Here is an 18,015-nt window from a genome sequence, read left to right on the forward strand (position 1 = left end):
GGTTTCACCCTCAGATCGGCAGGCGCGTCGGGCGCGCGTAATGATACCAGATCGCGATCATCATCCGCGTCATGGTGACGGCGGTGACGATGGTCGTCAGAATGCCGAGCGCGAGCGACACGGCGAAGCCGCGCACCGGGCCGGAGCCCAGAAAGTAGAGGATCGCCGCGGCGACGAACATCGTCACATTGGAGTCGACGATGGTCGCAAAGGCGCGGTTGAAGCCGGCGTCGAGCGAGGCGAGGATCGAGCGCCCGCCATGCTGCTCCTCGCGGATGCGCTCATAGATCAGCACATTGGAGTCGACCGCCATGCCGATCGTCAGCACGATTCCGGCGATGCCCGGCAAGGTCAGCGTCGAGCCGAGCAGCACCAGGCCGGCGAAGATGAAGGCGATATGGACGAACAGCGCCAGATTGGCGAAGATTCCGAACACGCCATAGGTGATGAGCATATAGACGACGACGAGGCCGGCGCCGACGTAAGCCGCGCGCTTGCCGGCGTCGATCGAATCCTGGCCGAGGCCGGGACCGACGGTGCGCTCCTCGATGATGTTCAGCTTGGCGGGCAGGGCGCCGGCGCGCAGTAGGATCGAGAGGTTGTTGGCCTGCTCGACCGTGAAATGGCCCGAGATCTGGCCGGAGCCGCCGGTGATCGGCTGCAGAATGCGCGGCGCGGAAATCACCTTGTTGTCGAGCACGATGGCGAAGAGCCGGCCGACGTTTTTGGAGGTCACCTCGCCGAATTTCTGCGCGCCGCGAATGTTGAAGCGGAAATTCACCACCGGCTCGCCGCCGCGCTGCTGGTCGAAGCCGGGCTGAGCGTCGGTCAGATCCTCGCCCTGCACCATGACCTGCTTCTCGATGGCGATCTTGCCGGATTGATCGGATTGCTCGAGCTCTTCCAGCTCGGACGGGCTTTGGCCCGGCTCGGCGACGAGGCGGAATTCGAGCTTGGCGGTCTCGCCGAGAACGATCTTCAGCTGCTTGGGGTCCTGGAGGCCCGGCACCTGGACGTTGATACGGTCGTCGCCCTCGCGCTGAATGCTGGCCTCGCGCGTGCCGAGCGCATCGACGCGCTTGCGGATCACTTCGATCGATTGGTCGACGGCGTGGCGGACTTTGTCCGTCACGCCGGCGTCGGTGACCGTGATCTGGACCAGTCCGTCGCCCGAATCGCGCACTTCGAGCGGCGGCGCGCCGCCGATTTTCGCGCCGGCGAAGCTGTTTGCCAGATTGCGGAATTTCGGCAGCACTTTGGCGCGGTCGGCGGCGTCGGGAATGCGAAGTTGCACGCCGCGGGCCTGCGTTCCGATGCCGCCGGTGATGGCGACCTTCTCCTCGCGCAGGATGCGGCGGACGTCGTCGCGTAGATTGGTCACCTGCGTGTGCAGGACCGAGGCCTTGTCCACCTCCAGCATCACATAGGAGCCGCCTTGCAGATCGAGGCCGAGCACGATGGTGCGCGGCTGCGCCCAGGACGGCAGGGCGCGTTCGAGCGCCTTGAAGCTCGCCGGCGCGAGCGTGCTCGGGACGATGACGAGAACGGCGGCGAGCGTCAGCGCCAGTATGGCGATGATCTTCCAGGTGGCGAAGCGCAGCATGGATCGTCGGTCCTTGAGAGGCGGTCCTGAGGGATTTGTCCCGGCGCCGGAGGGGCGGCCGGGACGGGGCGGCGCATTCTTCGAGAGGGCTAGCGCGAGGCCGCTTGATCCTTCACCGGCTCGCCCTTGGCGCGCACCTCGGCGATGGCGGAGCGCAGCGCGCGCACGCGAATATTCTGGGCGAGCTCGACCTCCACTTCAGCGTCGTCGACGACCTTCGTCACTTTGCCGATGAGCCCGCCGCTGGTGACGACGGTGTCGCCGCGCCGCACGTTCTTGAGCGATTCCTTCTGTTCCTTCGTGCGGCGCGCCTGCGGGCGCAGCACGATGAAATAGACGATCAGCGTGACGAACAGCAGCGGGACGATCTGTGAGATCATGTCGGGCGCCGGAGGCGCGGGCGGAGCGGCGGCGTCCGGCGTGGTCTGCACCGTCGCGCTCGGCGGAACCGGCGGCGCCGCGGGAGGCGCCGGAACGGGCGGCGCCGTGGGGGCGGGCGGAGCGGGGGGCGTCGCCGCAGGGGCGTCGGTCTGAGCTTGGGCGGTCTGGATCAATTTCATGTTCGATCTCTTGGAAGCGGCGCGCGCGCCTTCGTGCCGGCAGGATGCCGCCTTGCAACGGGCGCGGACTATAGCCGGCCTTATCTCGAAATCAATGGCGGCCGGCGCCGCGGCGCAACGCCGCTCCCGGTTATGATTTCGGCGAGCTCTGTGCGACAACTCACAGTCGGCGGCCTCGGCGGGGGATATGTCGCTTCATGGAAGCATCGGGGCGGAGAGGCTCCGCGCGCTTCGCAGCGAAGGTTGAGGAGATACCGATGTCGAAGAAATTGTCGCTCGTTCTCGCGCTGGGCGCCGCTCTGGCGCTGCCGGCCGAGGCGCTCGCTCAGCATTACGGCGGCGGCCACGGGGGCGGCCATGGCGGCGGCCACTGGGGCGGAGGTCACGGAGGCGGCCATGGCGGCGGCGGCCACTGGGGCGGCGTCCATGGCGGAGGCCATGGCGGTGGAGGTTGGCACGGGGGCGGTCACGGCGGCGGTCACTGGGGCGGAGGCCATGGCGGTGGAGGTTGGCACGGGGGCGGTCACGGCGGCGGCCACTGGGGCGGCGGCCATGGTGGCGGCTGGCATGGCGGCGGCGGTTGGCATGGCGGCGGCCATGGCTACGGCCGCGGCCGTTATTGGCACGGGCGCTGGTATAATTACGGGGTCGGGCCGTGCTGGCGTTGGGCCGGCTATTGGGTCTGGGCCTGCTACTGAGCCGAACATCGCGCGACGCTCGGCGCCTCTAGCCTAGGCGCCGAGCTCGCGGGCGAGGCCGCGCATGAAATCGACGCAGGCCGAAAGTTCGCTCACTTCTATATATTCGTCCGGCTGATGCGCCTCGTCTATGCGGCCGGGGCCGCATATGACGCTCGGAATGCCGGTCTGCTGGAAGTGCCCCGCCTCGGAGGCGTAAGGCACGGCGATGGTGCGGTTGGCGTGGGCGAGCCGCAGCGCCAGGGTTTCCGCCGGCGAGCCCGGCTGCGGCGCGAGGCCTGGAACCTCCACCTCCATTCGGGTCTCGATCCCGGTTCCGGGAAAGGGCGCGAAGAAACGCTGCGTCAGCTCCGCCGAATAGGCGGAAATGCGCTCCTCGACGATTCGGGCTGCGTCGGTTCCCGGCACGCCGCGCACTTCCCAATGGAAGACGCAGTCCTTGGCGACGATATTGCGCGCCGTCCCGCCTTCTATCGCGCCGATATGCAGGGTGGAATAGGGCGGATCGAAACGCCCGGTCGGATCGCCCGCGGCGACCAGCTCCTCGCCGATTCGCAGCAGCTCCGCCCCGAGCAGCAGAGCGACATGCACCGCGCTGACGCCGCGATGCAGATTGGCGGAATGAATCTCATAGCCGCGGACCCTGGTGACGAAGGTCGTCACGCTCTTATGCGCATCGGCCACCTGCATGGAGGTCGGCTCGCCGATGACGGCCGCCGCCGGCCGCGGCAGCTCATAGCCGAGCCGGCCCAGCAGGTCGAGCGGCCCGAGGCAGGTGGTCTCCTCGTCATAGCTGAGAAACAGGTGGATGGGGCGCTTCAGCCCCGCCGCCTTGAATTCCGGGACCATGGCGAGGCAAACCGCGCCGAAGCCCTTCATATCGACGGCTCCGCGGCCGAGCAGCCGGTCGCTCTCGCGGCGCAGAGTGAAAGGATCGGCGGTCCAATTCTGCCCCGTGACCGGCACCACATCGGTATGGCCGGAGAGCACCACGCCCCCCTCGATTTGCGGGCCGATCGTCGCGAAGATCGCCGCCTTGTCGCCCTCGGCGTTGGGCGCGCGGATGAACGGCACGTCTTGCGCGCGCAAATAGCCTTCGACGAAATCGATGAGCGCCAGATTGGATTTGGAGCTCTCCGTGTCGAAGGCGACGAGCCGGCCGGTCAGCTCGATCGCGCGCTCGAGGGTCGACATGTTCTGCGACATGGGCCGGCTCAGTTGAGAGTCGGCTTGGAGAGCGGGCTGTCCAGCGAGAAGGCCGGCACTTCTATGTCGAAGGTCTCGCCGTAGGGAGTGATCATCGTATAGCTTCCCTTCATCAGTCCGGAGGGCGTCGAGAGCGGACAGCCCGAGGCGTAGCGGAACGTCTCGCCGGGCTCGAGAATTGGCTGCTCGCCGACCACTCCGGGTCCTTTCACTTCTTCCCGACGCCCATAGGCGTCGATGATGATCCAATGGCGTGACAGCAATTGGACGCGCTCCTTGCCGAGATTGGCGATCTCGATCGTATAGGACCAGACGAAACGATCGTTGGCGGGGTCCGACTGCTCCGGCAGGAAGTCGGGCAGCGCGGTGACCTGAATGTCGCGAGTGACGGATATATACATGAGGCCTACTCTAGGACGCGGCGCGCCGAAGGGGAATGTGGAATGTGTCGGCGCCCCGCCGCAAAAGCCGGCGCCGACCCGCATCTGCGTAGCAAAATCTGTGACATAATTGACACGGGTCAAGGAAAAGACGCTCCGTCGACGATGAGCTCGATTGCTCGCGCCGTCTTCGGCGCGTAGCTTCGGCGTGGGAAAATCTCCCGAGCGGCGAATGGTGGCGATGCGTCGAATTTCTCTCCGCGGCATGTTGGCGGTCGTCGCTCTGGCGCTTCAGGCGCTGAGCGCCGCCTATGCGCTCGGCGCTCCCATCGCCGGCGCGCATGGCCGCGGCGACTTCGCCTATTGCGAGGCGGCCGGCGTAGAGAGCGACCGGCGCGCGCCGGCCGGCGGCCATAGGGACGCTGGCGCCTGCCTCACCTGCCAGCTTTGTCTCGGCGGCTTCTCGCCCCTGCTGCCCTATTCCCTCGCAGGCCGTGCGCTCGACCGGCGCCGCGTCGCCGATGCGGATTGGAGCCGGGATGCTGTGGCCGGCGTCGGCTCTGGCCGCGCCCATGCCCATGGGGCCCGCGCCCCGCCCGCATTTTCCTGACACGACGGCGCCGCCGCCCGAGCGCTGCGGCCGACGAGGCGATGTCACGCGGACGCCGGAGCGTCGGCGAGCGCGCGCCGCTCCGATCCATCCCATCGAGACCAACCTCCCCATCGAGACGATGCGCGCCGGCTTTGGCGAGCCGCGGCGCGTCGAAAAGCGCCCGACCGAAGGCGCAGGAGACCAGAATGAGCGATCATTTCCATTTGCTGCGCGGCGCCTCCGCCTGCGCGCTGACCTTGTCACTCGCCGCCGGAGCGGCGCGCGCGCAAGAGGCCTTGCCGTCGATCGACATCGCCGGCGAACAGAAACCCGCCCAGGGACAGGGCTCCGGGCGTGGGCCGGAGGCGCCGGTCCGCCGCGCCATTCCGGACAATATTCCCGCCGTGGTGGAGAGCGTCACCCGCGCCGACATCGACCGCACGGTCAATGTCATGACCACCGCCGAGACGATGAAATATATGCCGAGCGTGCTCGTGCGCGAGCGCTTCATCGGCGACCGCAACGGCATATTGCAGACGCGCGTCAACACGCCGATCGCCGGCGCGCAGAACCTCGTCTACGCCGACAATATGCTGATCTCAAATCTGTTCGGCAACACATTCAGCACCGCGCCGCGCTGGGGCATGGTGTCGCCCGGCGAGATCGACCGCGTCGATCTCATCTACGGACCCTTCTCCGCCCTCTACCCCGGCAATTCGATGGGCGGCGTGATGACGATCACGACGCGTATGCCGGAGAATTTCGAGGTTCACTTCGCGGGCAACGCCGGCGTGCAGACTTTTTCGCTCTATGGCTCGAAAGAGACTGCGCTCGCCGGCGACATGAACCTCCTCGTCGGCCATAAGATCAATGATCTCTCCTTCTGGGTCAGCTATGACCGGCTCGACGCGCAAGGCCAGTCGCAGACTTTCCCCGGCGGCAATGTCAAGACGGGCAAGGTGAGCGGAACGCCGATTCTCGGCGGCTTCGCCGACGTCGATCAGGCGGGCAATCCGCGTTTCGTCGGCGGCGCCAATCAGGCCGACCATTCCCAGCAGCATATGGCGAAAATAAAGCTCGACTACGAGCTGGCGCCCAAAATCCACGCCACTTATCAGCTCGGCTTCTGGTCGCTGATCGACGACACTTTTCCGACGACCTACATACGCGACGCCAATGGCGTGCCGATCTATAATACGCAGAACGGCAATGTGCAGGTCGGCAACGCCGTCTTTCCCTTCACCGTCAATCCGAGCCATGGCAACGCCTCGCATCTGATGCAGGCGCTGTCCTTGAAGTCGGACACCAAGGGCGTCTTCGACTTCGATATCTCGGGAAGCTCTTACAATTATCTGCGCGACTACAATAATACGGCGCGCGCCTATGGCTGGCTGCCCAACGCCGCCGGAACCTCCTATTCGATCAATCCGCGGGGCTCCAACGTCAATCTGACCGGCAGCTTCTGGCATACGCTCGACATTCGCGGCGTCTGGCGTCCCGAATGGACCGAGCTCGGCCGGCACGAAGTCTCGGTCGGCGCGCATTGGGACATTTATTCGCTGGCGCAGACGCAGACCAACACCAATGTCTTCACCGATAATTACTACAACTCCATCCAGGCGATAAACCTCGGCAAGACCGAGACCAAGGCGCTCTATCTGCAAGAGGTCTGGTGGTTCGCGCCGAAATGGAAGCTGACCGTGGGCGGGCGCCAGGAGTTCTGGAGCGCCTTCGGCGGCGTCAACAACACGCTCGGCCAGAACTATGCGCCGGGCTTCGCCGGCTGGCCGCCCATGCTGGTCACGCCGCCCACTCTGCCCGCGGTCTCCAAGCCGACCTTCTCGCCCAAGGCGGCGATCGAATATCAGGTCTTCCCCGATTTCACGCTGCGCGGCTCGGTCGGACGCTATTATCGCTTCCCCACCGTGCTCGAATTGTTCCAGAACATCTCGGGGCCCAACTCCGTCTCTATCAGCAATCCGACGCTACAGCCGGAGAGCGGCACGTCCTATGACCTGACCGGCGAATATGTGACGGAGAATGTGTTCGGCGGCCTCATCGGCGAGGCGCGGCCGCGCATCTCGCTGTTCATGGACCATCGCTGGAACTCGATCGTCTCGCAGACCGACTTCACCACCGGTATCCCGGTGTCGCAGAACTCCAACATCGGCAAGGCGATCTTCCGCGGCGTCGAAGGCTCCGTCGTGCTGAAGGACATCGTCTGGAAAGGTCTCGACTTCAACGGCAGCGTGACCTTCACCGACGCCAAGATCGTGTCCGACTATCAGCAGCCCTGGATTCAGGGGATGCAATATCCGCGCATTCCGCGCATCCGCATCCGCGCTGTCGCCTCCTATGCGCCGACCGACGAGTTTTCGATTGCGGCGGGCGTGCGCTATGGTTCGGCGGCCTTCGTCAGCCTCAATAATTCTGACTTCAATCACAATATTTACGGTAGCGTCGACAATGAATATCTCGTCTTCGACGCCAAGGCGACCTATAAGCTCACGAAGGAATGGACGCTCAACGCCGGCGTCGACAATATCGGCCGTTGGAAATATTACGTCAATCCGAACCCATATCCGCAACGGACCTATTTCCTCGGTCTGAAATATGACTTCGGCGGTCCGGCATCGGGGATGTTCTCCGATATGAAGCTCGGCGCGAAATAGAGCGTTTGCAGCCGAATGCGACGCGACGACGGGGAGGTGATGCTGCGGCGCATCACATTCCCCGCCGCCTCGTCTCTTGCTCCGCGGGGTGAATTGCGACAGACTTTCGTCCCGTCGCAGGCAGGAGCGTTCATGCGTCGGAATTTGGCCAGCATATTGCTGTTTTCGTTGGCTTTGGCCGTTCAGGCTATTGCGCCGGCGACGGCTGGGCTCGCCCGATCCGCGCTCGCTCCGGGGCAGATTTGCGCGGCCTTCGCCGATAGCAGAGCAGCGCCTTCGGTCGTCCCTGCGGGCCATGCCGAGGCGGGACCTGAGCTCTGTGATCTCTGCGCCCTTTGCTGCGGCGTCGCGGCTCCTCTGGCGGCGTCTCCTGAAATCGCGCGGATTGCTTCGCCGGGCTGGACCGGGGCCGAATGGGCGGCGACGGTCCGACGCGCGGCTATTTTCGAGCCCGATCATGCGCGGCGGGCGCGGGCGCCGCCTCTCTCCATCTGACTTCCGACCGAATTCGACCGCCCGCCGTCTCGCGGGCGTCGGCACGTGGTTTCGAAAAAAGATGATGCGTCGCGAAAGGCGGCGCGGGGAGGGGAGATTGTTTGGATTTTCGATGAACGATCGCGCCGGCGTCGGCGCGTTTTTCCGCGATTTTCTGCGGACGCTCGCCGGCGAGCGCCGCACCTTCGGGCTGTTCGAGACGCGCGGCGTGATCGGCGTTCCGCTCCCGCAGCCGGAGGAAAAGCCGCGGCCGGCGCCCGTTGTCGCTGCGCGGCGCAGCGGCCGCCTCATCAACCTCGAGCGCCGTGCGAAATTCGGCCAGTTCTGACCGTTCAGCCGCGCGCGGCGGAAAGGCCGCGCGCAAGATCGTCGAGGAGATCATCCGTATCCTCGAGCCCGACCGAGAGACGCAGCAGCCCATCGCCGACGCCGATGAGCGCCCGCGCCTGTGGCGTCAGCCGCTGATGCGTCGTCGTCGCCGGATGGGTGACGAGACTCTTGGCGTCGCCGAGATTATTGGAAATCTTGACGATTTTCAGCGCGTTGGCGAGGCGGAAGGCCGCCGCCTTGCCGCCGGCGACGTCGAAAGTCACCAGCGTGCCGCCGCCCGTCATCTGCCGCCGCGCCAGCTCCGCCTGCGGATGATCGGCGCGGAAAGGATAGAGAACGCGGGCGATCTCCTTCTGCTCGGCGAGGAAATCGGCGATCCGCGCCGCGCTCGCCGTCTGCTGCGCGACGCGCAGCGGCAGAGTTTCCAGCGCCTTCAGCATGGTCCAGGCGTTGAAGGGCGACAGAGCCGGCCCCGTCTGGCGCAGGAAATTATGGATATTCTCCTCGATCAGCGCCTGCGACGCCAAAATGACGCCGCCCAGGCAGCGGCCCTGGCCGTCTATGTGCTTGGTCGCCGAATAGACGACGACATCGGCGCCCAATTCGAAGGGCTTTTGCAGCAGAGGCGTGGCGAAGACATTGTCGACCACGAGCCGCGCGCCGGCCTCATGGGCGATCTCGGCGATGGCGCGAATGTCATAGACCTCGAGGCCGGGATTGGTCGGGCTCTCGAGGAAGAAGAGCTTGGTCTCCTCGCGGACGGCGGCCTTCCATTGCGAAAGATCGGCCCCATCGACCAAGGTCGAGGCGACGCCGAATCGCGGCAGCAGATCCTCCACCACATAGAGACAGGAGCCGAACAGCGCCCGCGCCGCGACAATATGATCGCCGGCGCGAAGCTGCGCCAGCAGCGCGGCGGTGACGGCGGCCATTCCGCTCGCCGTGGCGCGCGCCGCCTCGGCGCCCTCGAGCAGGCACATGCGCTGCTCGAACATTGCGACGGTCGGATTGGAGAAGCGCGAATAGATGAAGCCCGGGTCCTCGCCCTTGAAGCGCGCCTCGGCGGCCTCCATCGTGGGATAGGCGAAGCTCTGCGTGAGGAACATCGCCTCGGAGAGCTCGCCGAATTGCGAGCGCAGCCCCCCGCCATGCACGAGCCGTGTCGCGGGGCGCAGTTTCTTCTCGTCGTCGCTCAACTTAGGTCTCCCCTGCGGCGCGCGGGGCGCGCCACGGCGACAAAAAGCGGATTTCACGAGGAAACCCGGCCTTTTAGCGCCTTGTTTTACGTGGCGGCAAGCCGGCCGGCTCAAAGAACCACGCGTTCGTTTAACAGAATGAACCGAAGGACGCGGCCAAGTCAACACTCTGCCGCATCCTTGCAGCGCACCGATTTTATCGCCACTAGAAGACGATGGCGTCGGGCGTGTAAGGTCCCACAACGACTGAACCGTTGTGATAGGAGTTTCGATGGCGTCCGCCGTCCATGGCGTGCTCTCCTGCGAGCAGATCCGAGAATTGGCGGCTTCCGGCGCGATTGTCGCGACGCTGCCGATCGAGGAGGGCCAGCATCAGCCGGCGAGCCTCGATCTGCGCCTCGGCCCGACGGCCTATCGCGTCCGCGCCAGCTTTCTCCCCGGCAAGCGCCGCAGCGTCGAGGCGCTGCTCGCCGAGCTGACCTATGACGAGATCGACCTGCGCGGCGCTGGCGCGGTGCTCGAGCGTGGCTGCGTCTATGTGATTCCGCTGCTCGAGAGCCTGCATCTGCCGGAGGATATCTCCGGCGTCGCCAATCCCAAGAGCTCGACCGGGCGGCTCGATATTTTCACCCGCCTCATCACCGACGACACCGAGATTTTCGATCATGTCGCGGCCGGCTATCGCGGGCGGCTCTATGCCGAGGTCTCGCCGCGCAGCTTTAGCGTGCGGGCGCGGCAGGGTTCGCGGCTCGATCAGCTGCGCCTGCGTCGGCGCGCGGTCGTCGGCGAAGCGACGCTCTCTGACGCCGCGCTCGCGGCCCAGCATTCGCGCGCGCCGCTCGCCGATGGCGAGCTGACGCTGCGCGACGGCGTGATCCTGCGCGTCGCGCTGGACGGGCTCGGCGATGTCGTCGGCTATCGCGCGCAAAAGCATACGGATGTGATCGATGTCGATCGCGTCGATCATTACGCCATTGAGGATTATTGGGAGCGCCTCGCGCCGCGTCGCGGCAAGCTCATCCTCGATCCGAACGAGTTCTACATTCTCGCCTCGCGCGAGCGCATCCGCATTCCCTCCCATCTCTCGGCCGAGATGATGGCGATCGACCCCGCAATGGGCGAGTTCCGCGTGCATTACGCCGGCTTTTTCGACCCCGGCTTCGGCTATGGCGCGCAGGGCCTGCCCGGCAGCCGCGCCGTGCTGGAAGTGCGCAGCCATGACGTGCCCTTTATTTTAGAGGACGGGCAGGTCATCGGCCGGCTCGTCTATGAGCGAATGGCCGCCGAGCCGAAGATTCTCTATGGCCAAGGCGGCGTCTCGAATTATCAGGGACAGGAGCTGAAGCTCTCCAAACATTTCAAGGCGCCGTGAGCGCGTCCGAGAGCGGCTGATCGGAGACTAAGATGTCGTTCCAGAGCGTTCATCACATTTTTGTGATCCCGGGATGTCTGCTGCTGGTCCTGGCGGCATTCAATCTCCTCCGCTACAGACATTGGGGGCGTGTGACGGGAACGATTGTGGAACGTCAGACGCTGCCTAGTGAGGTCATAGAAGATAAGATCGAGGTCGCGTATGTCATATCCGATCGCCGATATGTTTCCGACCTCCAGCAAACCTTCGGTCAAGTACGTATTAGCGCCGAAGCGAACGACGAAGTCGAAATAAGCTATGATCCGCTGAACCCGAGCCGATGCATGGCTTATGCGCCGACTGAAAATATCTTCACAATCGCCATTGCGATCGTCATGATTCTCGTCTGATGCGGCGCGACAGCGCGTCGCGTCGATTTTTGTCGGGAAACTGCAATAATTCGATGAGATCAACGAGGGCCGCCGGTTCGACGGAGCGTCGTCGCGCGCCGAGACGCCGCGCCGATTTCGAACGCTAGATTCGAGACAATGGACAAAGGCATGGCCGAGGCCCGTTCCATCGTCGACGCCGCCGGCCTCGAGGCTCTGCTCGAGGCTCTGCGCGGGCAGGGCTATGCGCTCATTGGCCCGACCGTGCGCGACGAGGCGATCGTCTATGACGAGATCGCCACGCTGGACGATCTGCCGCGCGGCGTCGGCGATGAGCAGGACGGCGGCCATTATCGGCTGACGCGCCGCAATGACGAAGCCTTGTTCGGCTATGTCGTCGGCCCGCAATCCTGGAAAAAGCTGCTGCACCCGCCCGTGCTGCGCCTGTGGCGCGCGCGGCGTGAGGGCGACGCGTTGCGCGTCGAGGCCGAGCCGACTCGCGCCGAGAAATTCGCCTTCATCGGCGCGCGCTCCTGCGAGCTGCACGCCATCGCCATTCAAGACCGCGTGTTCCTCGGCGGCGCTTACGCCGATCCGCATTATCGCGCGCGGCGCGAGGACGTCTTCGTCGTCGCGGTGAATTGCGGCGTCGCCGGCGGCGCCTGCTTCTGCGTCTCGATGGATACGGGGCCGAAGGCGACCGTGGGCTTCGACATAGCGCTCACCGAAATCGTCGTCGGAAGCTCCTTTCTCGTCGAGATCGGCACGGATGCGGGGAGGGCGCTTCTCGACTCTCTGCCGCGTCGCGCGGCGAGCGCGAGCGAGACAGAGGAGGCGGAGGCTATTCTCGCGCATACGGCCGAGAACATGGGCCGCAGTCTCGAGGCCGGCGATGTGCGGGAATTGCTCGCGCGCAATCTCGAGCATCCGCGCTGGGACGATGTCGCGGCGCGCTGCCTCGCCTGCACCAATTGCACAATGGTCTGCCCCACCTGCTTTTGCACCAGCGTCGAGGATGCGAGCGATCTCACAGGCCTCGAGAGCGAGCGCTCGCGGCGCTGGGATTCCTGCTTCACGCTGGATTTTTCCTATATTCACGGCGGCAGCGTGCGGCAGAGCGTCAAATCGCGCTATCGCCAATGGATGACGCATAAGCTCTCCACTTGGTACGACCAATTCGGAAGCTCCGGCTGCGTCGGCTGCGGACGCTGCATCGTCTGGTGTCCCGTCGGCATAGACTTGACCGAGGAGGCGCGCGCCATTCGCGAGAGCGACGCGCAGAAAGGCGCGACATGATCGAGAGCATCGAGCATATCGTCAAAGAGCATCGCTTTTTTGCCGGCATGGATGCGGGATTCGTCGCGCTCGTCTCCGGCTGCGCGAAGAATGCGCGCTTCGATCCGGGCCAATATCTTTTTCATGAAGGCGACAGCGCCGATTGGTTCTTTCTGCTGCGCAATGGAAGCGTCGCCATAGAGCTGCGCGATCCGGCGCGCGGCGCCGTCACCGTGCAGACGCTGCATGAGGGCGATCTCTGCGGCCTCTCCTGGCTCGTGCCGCCCTATCGCTGGACATATGATGCGCGCGCGATCGATCTCGTCCGCGCCATCGCCGTCGACGCCGCCTGCCTGCGCCGCAAGAGCGAGGCCGATCCACGGCTCGGCTATGACATGATGAAGCGTTTCATGCCGCCGCTGGTCGAGCGATTGCAGGCCGCGCGAATGCAGATGATCGACATTTATGGCGCCCATGACTGATGCATTTTCCGCGGCGAGCATCGCCGATCCCATGATTCCGCGTGTCGCCCGCGTCGTGAAGCGAAAGCGCGAGATCGCGGATGTCGTGACTCTCGAAATCGAGGGCGGCGCTTTCGATTTCGCGCCGGGGCAATTCAACATGCTCACCGCTTTCGGCGTCGGCGAGGCGGCGATCAGCGTCAGCGGCGATTCGGCCAATAGCGCGCGGCTCGTTCACACGATCCGCGCTGTCGGCGCCGTCTCGCGCGCGCTCACAGAGCTGCATGTGGGGGAGCCGATCGGCCTGCGCGGACCCTTTGGACGCGGTTGGCCGATGGTGGAGGCGGAGGGGCGCGATGTGATCGTCGTCGCTGGCGGACTTGGCCTCGCGCCGCTGCGGCCGGCGCTCTATCGCCTCTTCGCCGAGCGCGAGAAATACGGCCGTATTCTTCTTTTGTTCGGCGCGCGCAGCCCGGCGGATATTCTCTTTCGCGACGAGCTCGAAGCCTGGCGCGGGCGGCTCGACGTCGAGGTGGAGGCGACGGTCGATCATGCGCGCGGCGATTGGCGCGGCAATGTCGGCGTGGTGACGACGCTGCTGTCGCGTGCGCAATTCGACGCCGCCAATGCGCTCGCCATGCTCTGCGGACCGGAGATCATGATGCGCTTCGTCGCCAATGCGCTGCTCGAGCGGGGCGTCGCGCAAGAGCGCGTCTATCTTTCCATGGAACGCAATATGAAATGCGCGATCGGCTGGTGCGGCCATTGCCAATTCGGGCCGGTCTTCATCTGCCGCGACGGGCCGGTGTTTCCCTATTCGCAATTGCGCGGCCTCATCGCGAAGAAGGAAATCTGAGCATGAGCGGGCAAGGACATCGGACGCCGTCTGCGCCGCGGCTCGCGGTATGGAAATTCGCCTCTTGCGACGGCTGTCAGCTCAGCCTGCTCGATTGCGAGGACGAACTGCTCGCCGTCGCGCAGGCGCTCGATATCGCCTATTTTCCAGAGGCGACGCGCGCGCCGATCCGCGGCAATTATGATCTCTCGCTCGTCGAGGGCTCGATCACCACGCCGCATGACGCCGAGCGCATACAGGATGTGCGGCGCCGCTCGCGCGCGCTCGTCACCATCGGCGCTTGCGCGACGTCCGGCGGCATACAGGCGCTGCGCAATTTCGCCGATGTGCGCGAATATGCGTCGATCGTCTATGCGCGGCCGGACTATATCCATACGCTCGCGACATCGACGCCGATTTCGGATCACGTGAAGATCGATTTCGAGCTGCGCGGCTGTCCGATCGACAAGGGCCAGCTGATCGAGGTGATCTCGAGCTTTCTCGCCGGCCGCAAGCCGGCGACGCCGTCGCATAGCGTCTGTCTGCAATGCAAGCTGAAGGGCAATGTCTGCGTGATGGTCGCGCATGGAACGCCCTGTCTCGGTCCCGTCACTCATGCCGGCTGCGACGCGCTGTGTCCTTCCTATGATCGCGGCTGCTATGGCTGCTTCGGCCCCGCCGAGACGCCCAATGCGCCATCGCTGAGCGCGCAGCTCGCGGCGCTCGGCATGGATGAGCGAGCGCTGCAGCGCGTCTATCGCACATTCAACGCGCAAGCCGAGGCCTTCCGCGAGGAGAGCGAGCGCCATGACGAGTAGAACCATTTCTGTCGGCGCGCTGGCGCGGGTGGAAGGCGAGGGCGGGCTCGAAATCACCGTGCGAGACGGCGTGGTGACGAGCGCGGCGCTGACGATTTTCGAGCCGCCGCGCTTTTTCGAGGCGCTGATGCGCGGGCGCGCCTTCGCCGAGGCGCCCGATATCGCCGCGCGCATTTGCGGCATATGTCCTGTCGCCTATCAGATGAGCGCCGTCCATGCGATCGAGGATGCGCTCGGCGTCGCCGTGACCGGACCGCTGCGCGATCTGCGGCGCCTGCTCTATTGCGGCGAGTGGATCGAGAGCCACATGCTGCATGTGCATATGCTGCATATGCCGGATTTTCTCGGCTACGCCGGCGGCGTCGAAATGGCGCGCGACCATGGCGATATCGTGCGGCGCGGGCTCGCGATCAAGAAGGTCGGCAATGAGATCATGACGCTCATCGGCGGGCGCGAGATTCATCCGATCAATGTGCGCGTCGGCGGCTTTTATCGCGCGCCGCGCAAGAGCGAGCTGCGCGCGCTCGGCGAGCGCCTCGAGCGCGCGTTGGAGCAGGCGCTGGAGGTCGTACGTTTCGTCGCCGGATTCGATTTTCCCGATTGCGCGCGCGATTACGTCTTCGTGTCGCTTCGTCATCCGGGCGAATATCCGTTCAACGAGGGCCGCATCGTCTCGAGCCGCGGCCTCGACATCCCCGCGCGAGAATTCGAGGCGAACTTCGAGGAGTTCCACGTCCAGCGCTCGACGGCGCTCCATGCGCGGATGCGCCATGGCGACGATCCCTATCTGGTCGGTCCGCTCGCCCGCTATGCGCTCAATTTCGAGCGGCTGTCGCCGCTCGCGCAGGAGGCGGCGCGCGAGGCGGGTATCGGATCGATTTGCGCCAATCCCTATCGCAGCATCATCGTGCGCGCGGTGGAGACCGTCTATGCATTGGATGAAGCGCTGCGCATCGTCGCACGCTATGAGGAGCCGGAAGCGCCTCACATCGCGATCGAGCCGCGCGCCGGCGTCGGCTTCGCCGCGACGGAGGCGCCGCGCGGGATGCTCTATCATCGCTATCGGCTCGAGGCGGACGGATCGATCGCCGAGGCCGTCATCACGCCGCCCACCTCGCAAAATCAGGGGTTGATCGAGGAGGATTTGAAGAGCCTCGTCGGCGCCTTTCTGCATCTGCCGGAAGATGATCTGCGTCATCGCTGCGAGCAGACGGTGCGTAATCATGATCCCTGCATCTCCTGCTCGACGCATTTTTTGCGCCTCGATATCGATCGGGGCTGAGATGGAGCGCTGCGTCATTCTGTGCGTCGGCAATTCGGATCGCGGCGACGACGCCGTCGGCCGCACGGTGGCGGCGCTGCTGCGGGACGCGGGCGCGCCGGAAATCGTCGAATGCCCGGGCGAGTCGGGCGCCGTTCTCGACGCGCTCGAAAAGGCCGGCGCGGCGATCATCGTCGACGCGGCCTTGTCCGGCGCTCCGCCCGGAACCGTGCGGCGCTTCGAGATCGGCGGCGACGGCCCGCCGCTCCGCCTGCATTTCGGCTGGTCGAGCCACGGCCTCGGCCTCGCCGAGGCGCTCGGTGTCGCGCGCGCGCTCGGCGAAATGCCCGCTGTTTGCGTTCTGTTCGTGATCGAGGGAGAGAGCTTTGCGCCCGGCGCGCCGCTATCGGAGGCGGCGAGAGCCGGGGCCGCCGAGGCGGCGCGGCTGATTTTGCGGGAGCTCCCGTCGATTCGGCGATCCGCCGCGCCATTGTTTTCCACCGGCGGTGACATGGTCGGACGCGGCGACTTGGTCGGACCTTGCCCACAGGGCGGAAAAACCCTATACGAATAGTCACCTTCGGGCGGTCTGCGGGCGTAGTTCAGTGGTAGAACGACAGCTTCCCAAGCTGTATGTCGTGGGTTCGATTCCCATCGCCCGCTCCATGTCCGGCCGATCGCGCCTTTTAGAGCGCTCCTTTCGTTGCGGCCGGGCCGCGCCCGTCGAGGGCGGCTCGGGTCGTCGCATGTGGATCGCTCATCCATGCTGGTCTGTCTCATGACATTGTTCTCGACCCATTCCCTCGTCACCGGATTGCTGGGCCTGTTCGTGCTGCTCATGTGGCGCGAGGATCGAGAGGAGAGGGAAAACCTCTGGTGGTCGGCGGCGCTGTTTCTGGTCTGCGGCGGGCTGGCGCTGCTCGCGGCGCGCGGCTCCCATCCTCTCCTCGCGATCTCGCTCGGCAATGCGCTGACCTTATGGGGCACGGCGGCGGTCTGGGGCGGCGCCCGCGTCTTCAATGGACGCCCGGTCGACTGGCGGGTCATTCTCGCCGGCGGGGCGCTGTGGGTCGTCGTCTTCCCGTGGCGAGAGATAGAGATTCGCCTCATCGGCCGCTGCGCGATATCGGCGGCCTATTGCGCGCTGCTCGCCTTTGAATTCTGGTCGAGCGCCAAGGAGCGAAGCTTCGCCTCGCGCGTCGCGACGGCGCTCGTCGTCGCACATGGATGCTTCCAACTCGGCGCCATCGCGGCGATCGGCTGGCGAATGGAGGCCGGCGGGACGTTCGACGCCTCGCTTCTTCTCGAACTCCTCCCGGTCGAGGGCGTGATCCACGGCGTTCTGATCGGCTTCATTCTGCTCGCGCTGTCGAAGGAGAGGGCGGTCGCGCGTCAAAAGCGCGTCGCGGCCACCGATCCGCTGACCGGCTTGTTCAATCGGCGCAGCTTCGATCATAAGGCGAGTCAGGCGATCCGCAATTCGCGCGGGCGGGGCGACACGGCGCTGCTCGTCTTCGACCTCGATCGGCTGAAAATCATCAATGACAGTTTCGGCCATTCCATGGGCGATCGGGCGCTGGTCACATTCGGCGAAGTGGCGGAGCGCAATATTCGCGTAGGCGATTTTCTGGCGCGCGTCGGCGGCGACGAATTCGCGCTGCTGCTGACGCGGGTGGACGCGGCGCGGGCGGTCGCGGTGGCCGAGCGCATCCGCGCGGCCTATCTCTCGGCGGCGGCGGCGCTCGGCGACGGCCTCTCCTCCGTCAGCGTCGGTATCGCGCTCTTCGAGCGCGAGAGCGATCTCTCCGCGCTGAAGGAGGCCGCCGACAAGGCGCTCTACGCCGCGAAATCCGGCGGCCGCAATCAGGTGTTCGTCGCGCAGTCGTGAAATGG

The 18,015-nt window shown here is 65.4% G+C and carries 19 protein-coding genes, 1 tRNA gene and 1 riboswitch; of the genes, 15 read left to right on the forward strand and 5 right to left on the reverse strand.

Annotated elements, in window-relative coordinates; translation table 11 throughout:
• Window positions 1–10: 10 nt before the first annotated feature.
• Entirely contained in the window at window positions 11–1,603 is a 1,593-nt protein-coding gene (gene secD / locus FMZ75_RS11230; RefSeq protein ID WP_142863823.1) for a protein translocase subunit SecD, read from the reverse strand.
• Window positions 1,604–1,692: 89 nt separating this feature from the next.
• Window positions 1,693–1,983 (reverse strand): preprotein translocase subunit YajC, encoded by a 291-nt coding sequence (gene yajC / locus FMZ75_RS21550; RefSeq protein WP_244594762.1) that lies wholly within the window; start codon window positions 1,981–1,983, stop codon window positions 1,693–1,695.
• A gap of 437 nt (window positions 1,984–2,420) precedes the next feature.
• Here yajC and FMZ75_RS21315 point away from each other — a divergent pair, with 437 nt between their 5' ends.
• Window positions 2,421–2,861 carry a hypothetical protein gene (locus tag FMZ75_RS21315; protein ID WP_207783397.1) on the forward strand — a complete coding sequence of 147 codons (441 nt, stop codon included), beginning with the start codon at window positions 2,421–2,423 and terminating at the stop codon, window positions 2,859–2,861.
• Window positions 2,862–2,894: 33 nt separating this feature from the next.
• On the opposite strand, the gene argE is transcribed toward FMZ75_RS21315, so the two are convergent.
• Both argE and apaG read right to left on the reverse strand, forming a co-directional pair.
• On the reverse strand, window positions 2,895–4,055 hold the full coding sequence (argE, locus tag FMZ75_RS11245; RefSeq protein ID WP_166142904.1) for an acetylornithine deacetylase: 1,161 nt from the start codon (window positions 4,053–4,055) through the stop codon (window positions 2,895–2,897).
• 20 nt (window positions 4,056–4,075) lie between these two features.
• Window positions 4,076–4,468, reverse strand: a complete 393-nt coding sequence (gene apaG / locus FMZ75_RS11250) for a Co2+/Mg2+ efflux protein ApaG (RefSeq protein ID WP_108916365.1) — start codon at window positions 4,466–4,468, stop codon at window positions 4,076–4,078.
• A 220-nt stretch (window positions 4,469–4,688) separates the two neighbouring features.
• Between apaG and FMZ75_RS11255 the strand changes: the two genes are divergently transcribed.
• The 4 genes from FMZ75_RS11255 (at window position 4,689) to FMZ75_RS11270 (ending at window position 8,534) form a co-directional block, all read left to right on the forward strand.
• The gene (locus tag FMZ75_RS11255; protein ID WP_142863826.1) at window positions 4,689–5,057 is read left to right on the forward strand and encodes a hypothetical protein; all 369 of its coding nucleotides are present in this window, start codon (window positions 4,689–4,691) and stop codon (window positions 5,055–5,057) included.
• A 188-nt stretch (window positions 5,058–5,245) separates the two neighbouring features.
• Window positions 5,246–7,711 (forward strand): TonB-dependent receptor, encoded by a 2,466-nt coding sequence (locus FMZ75_RS11260; protein WP_246728903.1) that lies wholly within the window; start codon window positions 5,246–5,248, stop codon window positions 7,709–7,711.
• Window positions 7,712–7,843: 132 nt separating this feature from the next.
• On the forward strand, window positions 7,844–8,206 hold the full coding sequence (locus tag FMZ75_RS11265; RefSeq protein ID WP_166142840.1) for a hypothetical protein: 363 nt from the start codon (window positions 7,844–7,846) through the stop codon (window positions 8,204–8,206).
• A gap of 112 nt (window positions 8,207–8,318) precedes the next feature.
• Window positions 8,319–8,534 (forward strand): hypothetical protein, encoded by a 216-nt coding sequence (locus FMZ75_RS11270; RefSeq protein ID WP_166142842.1) that lies wholly within the window; start codon window positions 8,319–8,321, stop codon window positions 8,532–8,534.
• 4 nt (window positions 8,535–8,538) lie between these two features.
• Here FMZ75_RS11270 and FMZ75_RS11275 read toward each other — a convergent pair whose 3' ends face one another.
• Window positions 8,539–9,732 (reverse strand): O-succinylhomoserine sulfhydrylase, encoded by a 1,194-nt coding sequence (locus FMZ75_RS11275; protein ID WP_142863830.1) that lies wholly within the window; start codon window positions 9,730–9,732, stop codon window positions 8,539–8,541.
• A 53-nt stretch (window positions 9,733–9,785) separates the two neighbouring features.
• Window positions 9,786–9,864: riboswitch (SAM riboswitch) on the reverse strand.
• 139 nt (window positions 9,865–10,003) lie between these two features.
• Here FMZ75_RS11275 and FMZ75_RS11280 point away from each other — a divergent pair.
• The 10 genes from FMZ75_RS11280 (at window position 10,004) to FMZ75_RS11325 (ending at window position 18,010) form a co-directional block, all read left to right on the forward strand.
• Window positions 10,004–11,104 carry a 2'-deoxycytidine 5'-triphosphate deaminase gene (locus tag FMZ75_RS11280; protein WP_166142844.1) on the forward strand — a complete coding sequence of 367 codons (1,101 nt, stop codon included), beginning with the start codon at window positions 10,004–10,006 and terminating at the stop codon, window positions 11,102–11,104.
• Between the two features lie 32 nt (window positions 11,105–11,136).
• Window positions 11,137–11,493 (forward strand): DUF3592 domain-containing protein, encoded by a 357-nt coding sequence (locus FMZ75_RS11285; RefSeq protein ID WP_166142846.1) that lies wholly within the window; start codon window positions 11,137–11,139, stop codon window positions 11,491–11,493.
• Between the two features lie 150 nt (window positions 11,494–11,643).
• Window positions 11,644–12,768, forward strand: a complete 1,125-nt coding sequence (locus FMZ75_RS11290) for a 4Fe-4S dicluster domain-containing protein (RefSeq protein WP_166142848.1) — start codon at window positions 11,644–11,646, stop codon at window positions 12,766–12,768.
• Window positions 12,765–13,229, forward strand: coding sequence for a cyclic nucleotide-binding domain-containing protein (locus FMZ75_RS11295; protein WP_207783389.1), 465 nt, complete (start codon window positions 12,765–12,767; stop codon window positions 13,227–13,229). The genes FMZ75_RS11290 and FMZ75_RS11295 overlap by 4 nt, the downstream gene beginning before the upstream one ends.
• Window positions 13,213–14,064, forward strand: coding sequence for an FAD/NAD(P)-binding protein (locus FMZ75_RS11300; RefSeq protein WP_142864766.1), 852 nt, complete (start codon window positions 13,213–13,215; stop codon window positions 14,062–14,064). Before FMZ75_RS11295 ends, FMZ75_RS11300 begins: the two co-directional genes overlap by 17 nt.
• 2 nt (window positions 14,065–14,066) lie before the next feature.
• A complete protein-coding gene (locus FMZ75_RS11305; protein ID WP_166142850.1) occupies window positions 14,067–14,861 on the forward strand; it encodes an oxidoreductase in 795 nt (264 codons plus the stop codon).
• Window positions 14,851–16,143: a Ni/Fe hydrogenase subunit alpha gene (locus tag FMZ75_RS11310; RefSeq protein ID WP_166142852.1), complete on the forward strand. Its 1,293-nt coding sequence runs from the start codon at window positions 14,851–14,853 to the stop codon at window positions 16,141–16,143. The genes FMZ75_RS11305 and FMZ75_RS11310 overlap by 11 nt, the downstream gene beginning before the upstream one ends.
• Before the next feature lies 1 nt (window position 16,144).
• Window positions 16,145–16,696: a hydrogenase maturation protease gene (locus FMZ75_RS11315; RefSeq protein WP_166142854.1), complete on the forward strand. Its 552-nt coding sequence runs from the start codon at window positions 16,145–16,147 to the stop codon at window positions 16,694–16,696.
• Window positions 16,697–16,713: 17 nt separating this feature from the next.
• Window positions 16,714–16,788, forward strand: a tRNA-Gly gene (locus FMZ75_RS11320).
• A gap of 97 nt (window positions 16,789–16,885) precedes the next feature.
• Entirely contained in the window at window positions 16,886–18,010 is a 1,125-nt protein-coding gene (locus FMZ75_RS11325; protein ID WP_166142856.1) for a diguanylate cyclase, read from the forward strand.
• Window positions 18,011–18,015 lie beyond the last annotated feature (5 nt).

The sequence above is a fragment of the Methylosinus sp. RM1 genome, assembly GCF_011378635.1.
GTDB classification, from domain to species: Bacteria; Pseudomonadota; Alphaproteobacteria; order Rhizobiales; family Beijerinckiaceae; genus Methylosinus; species Methylosinus sporium.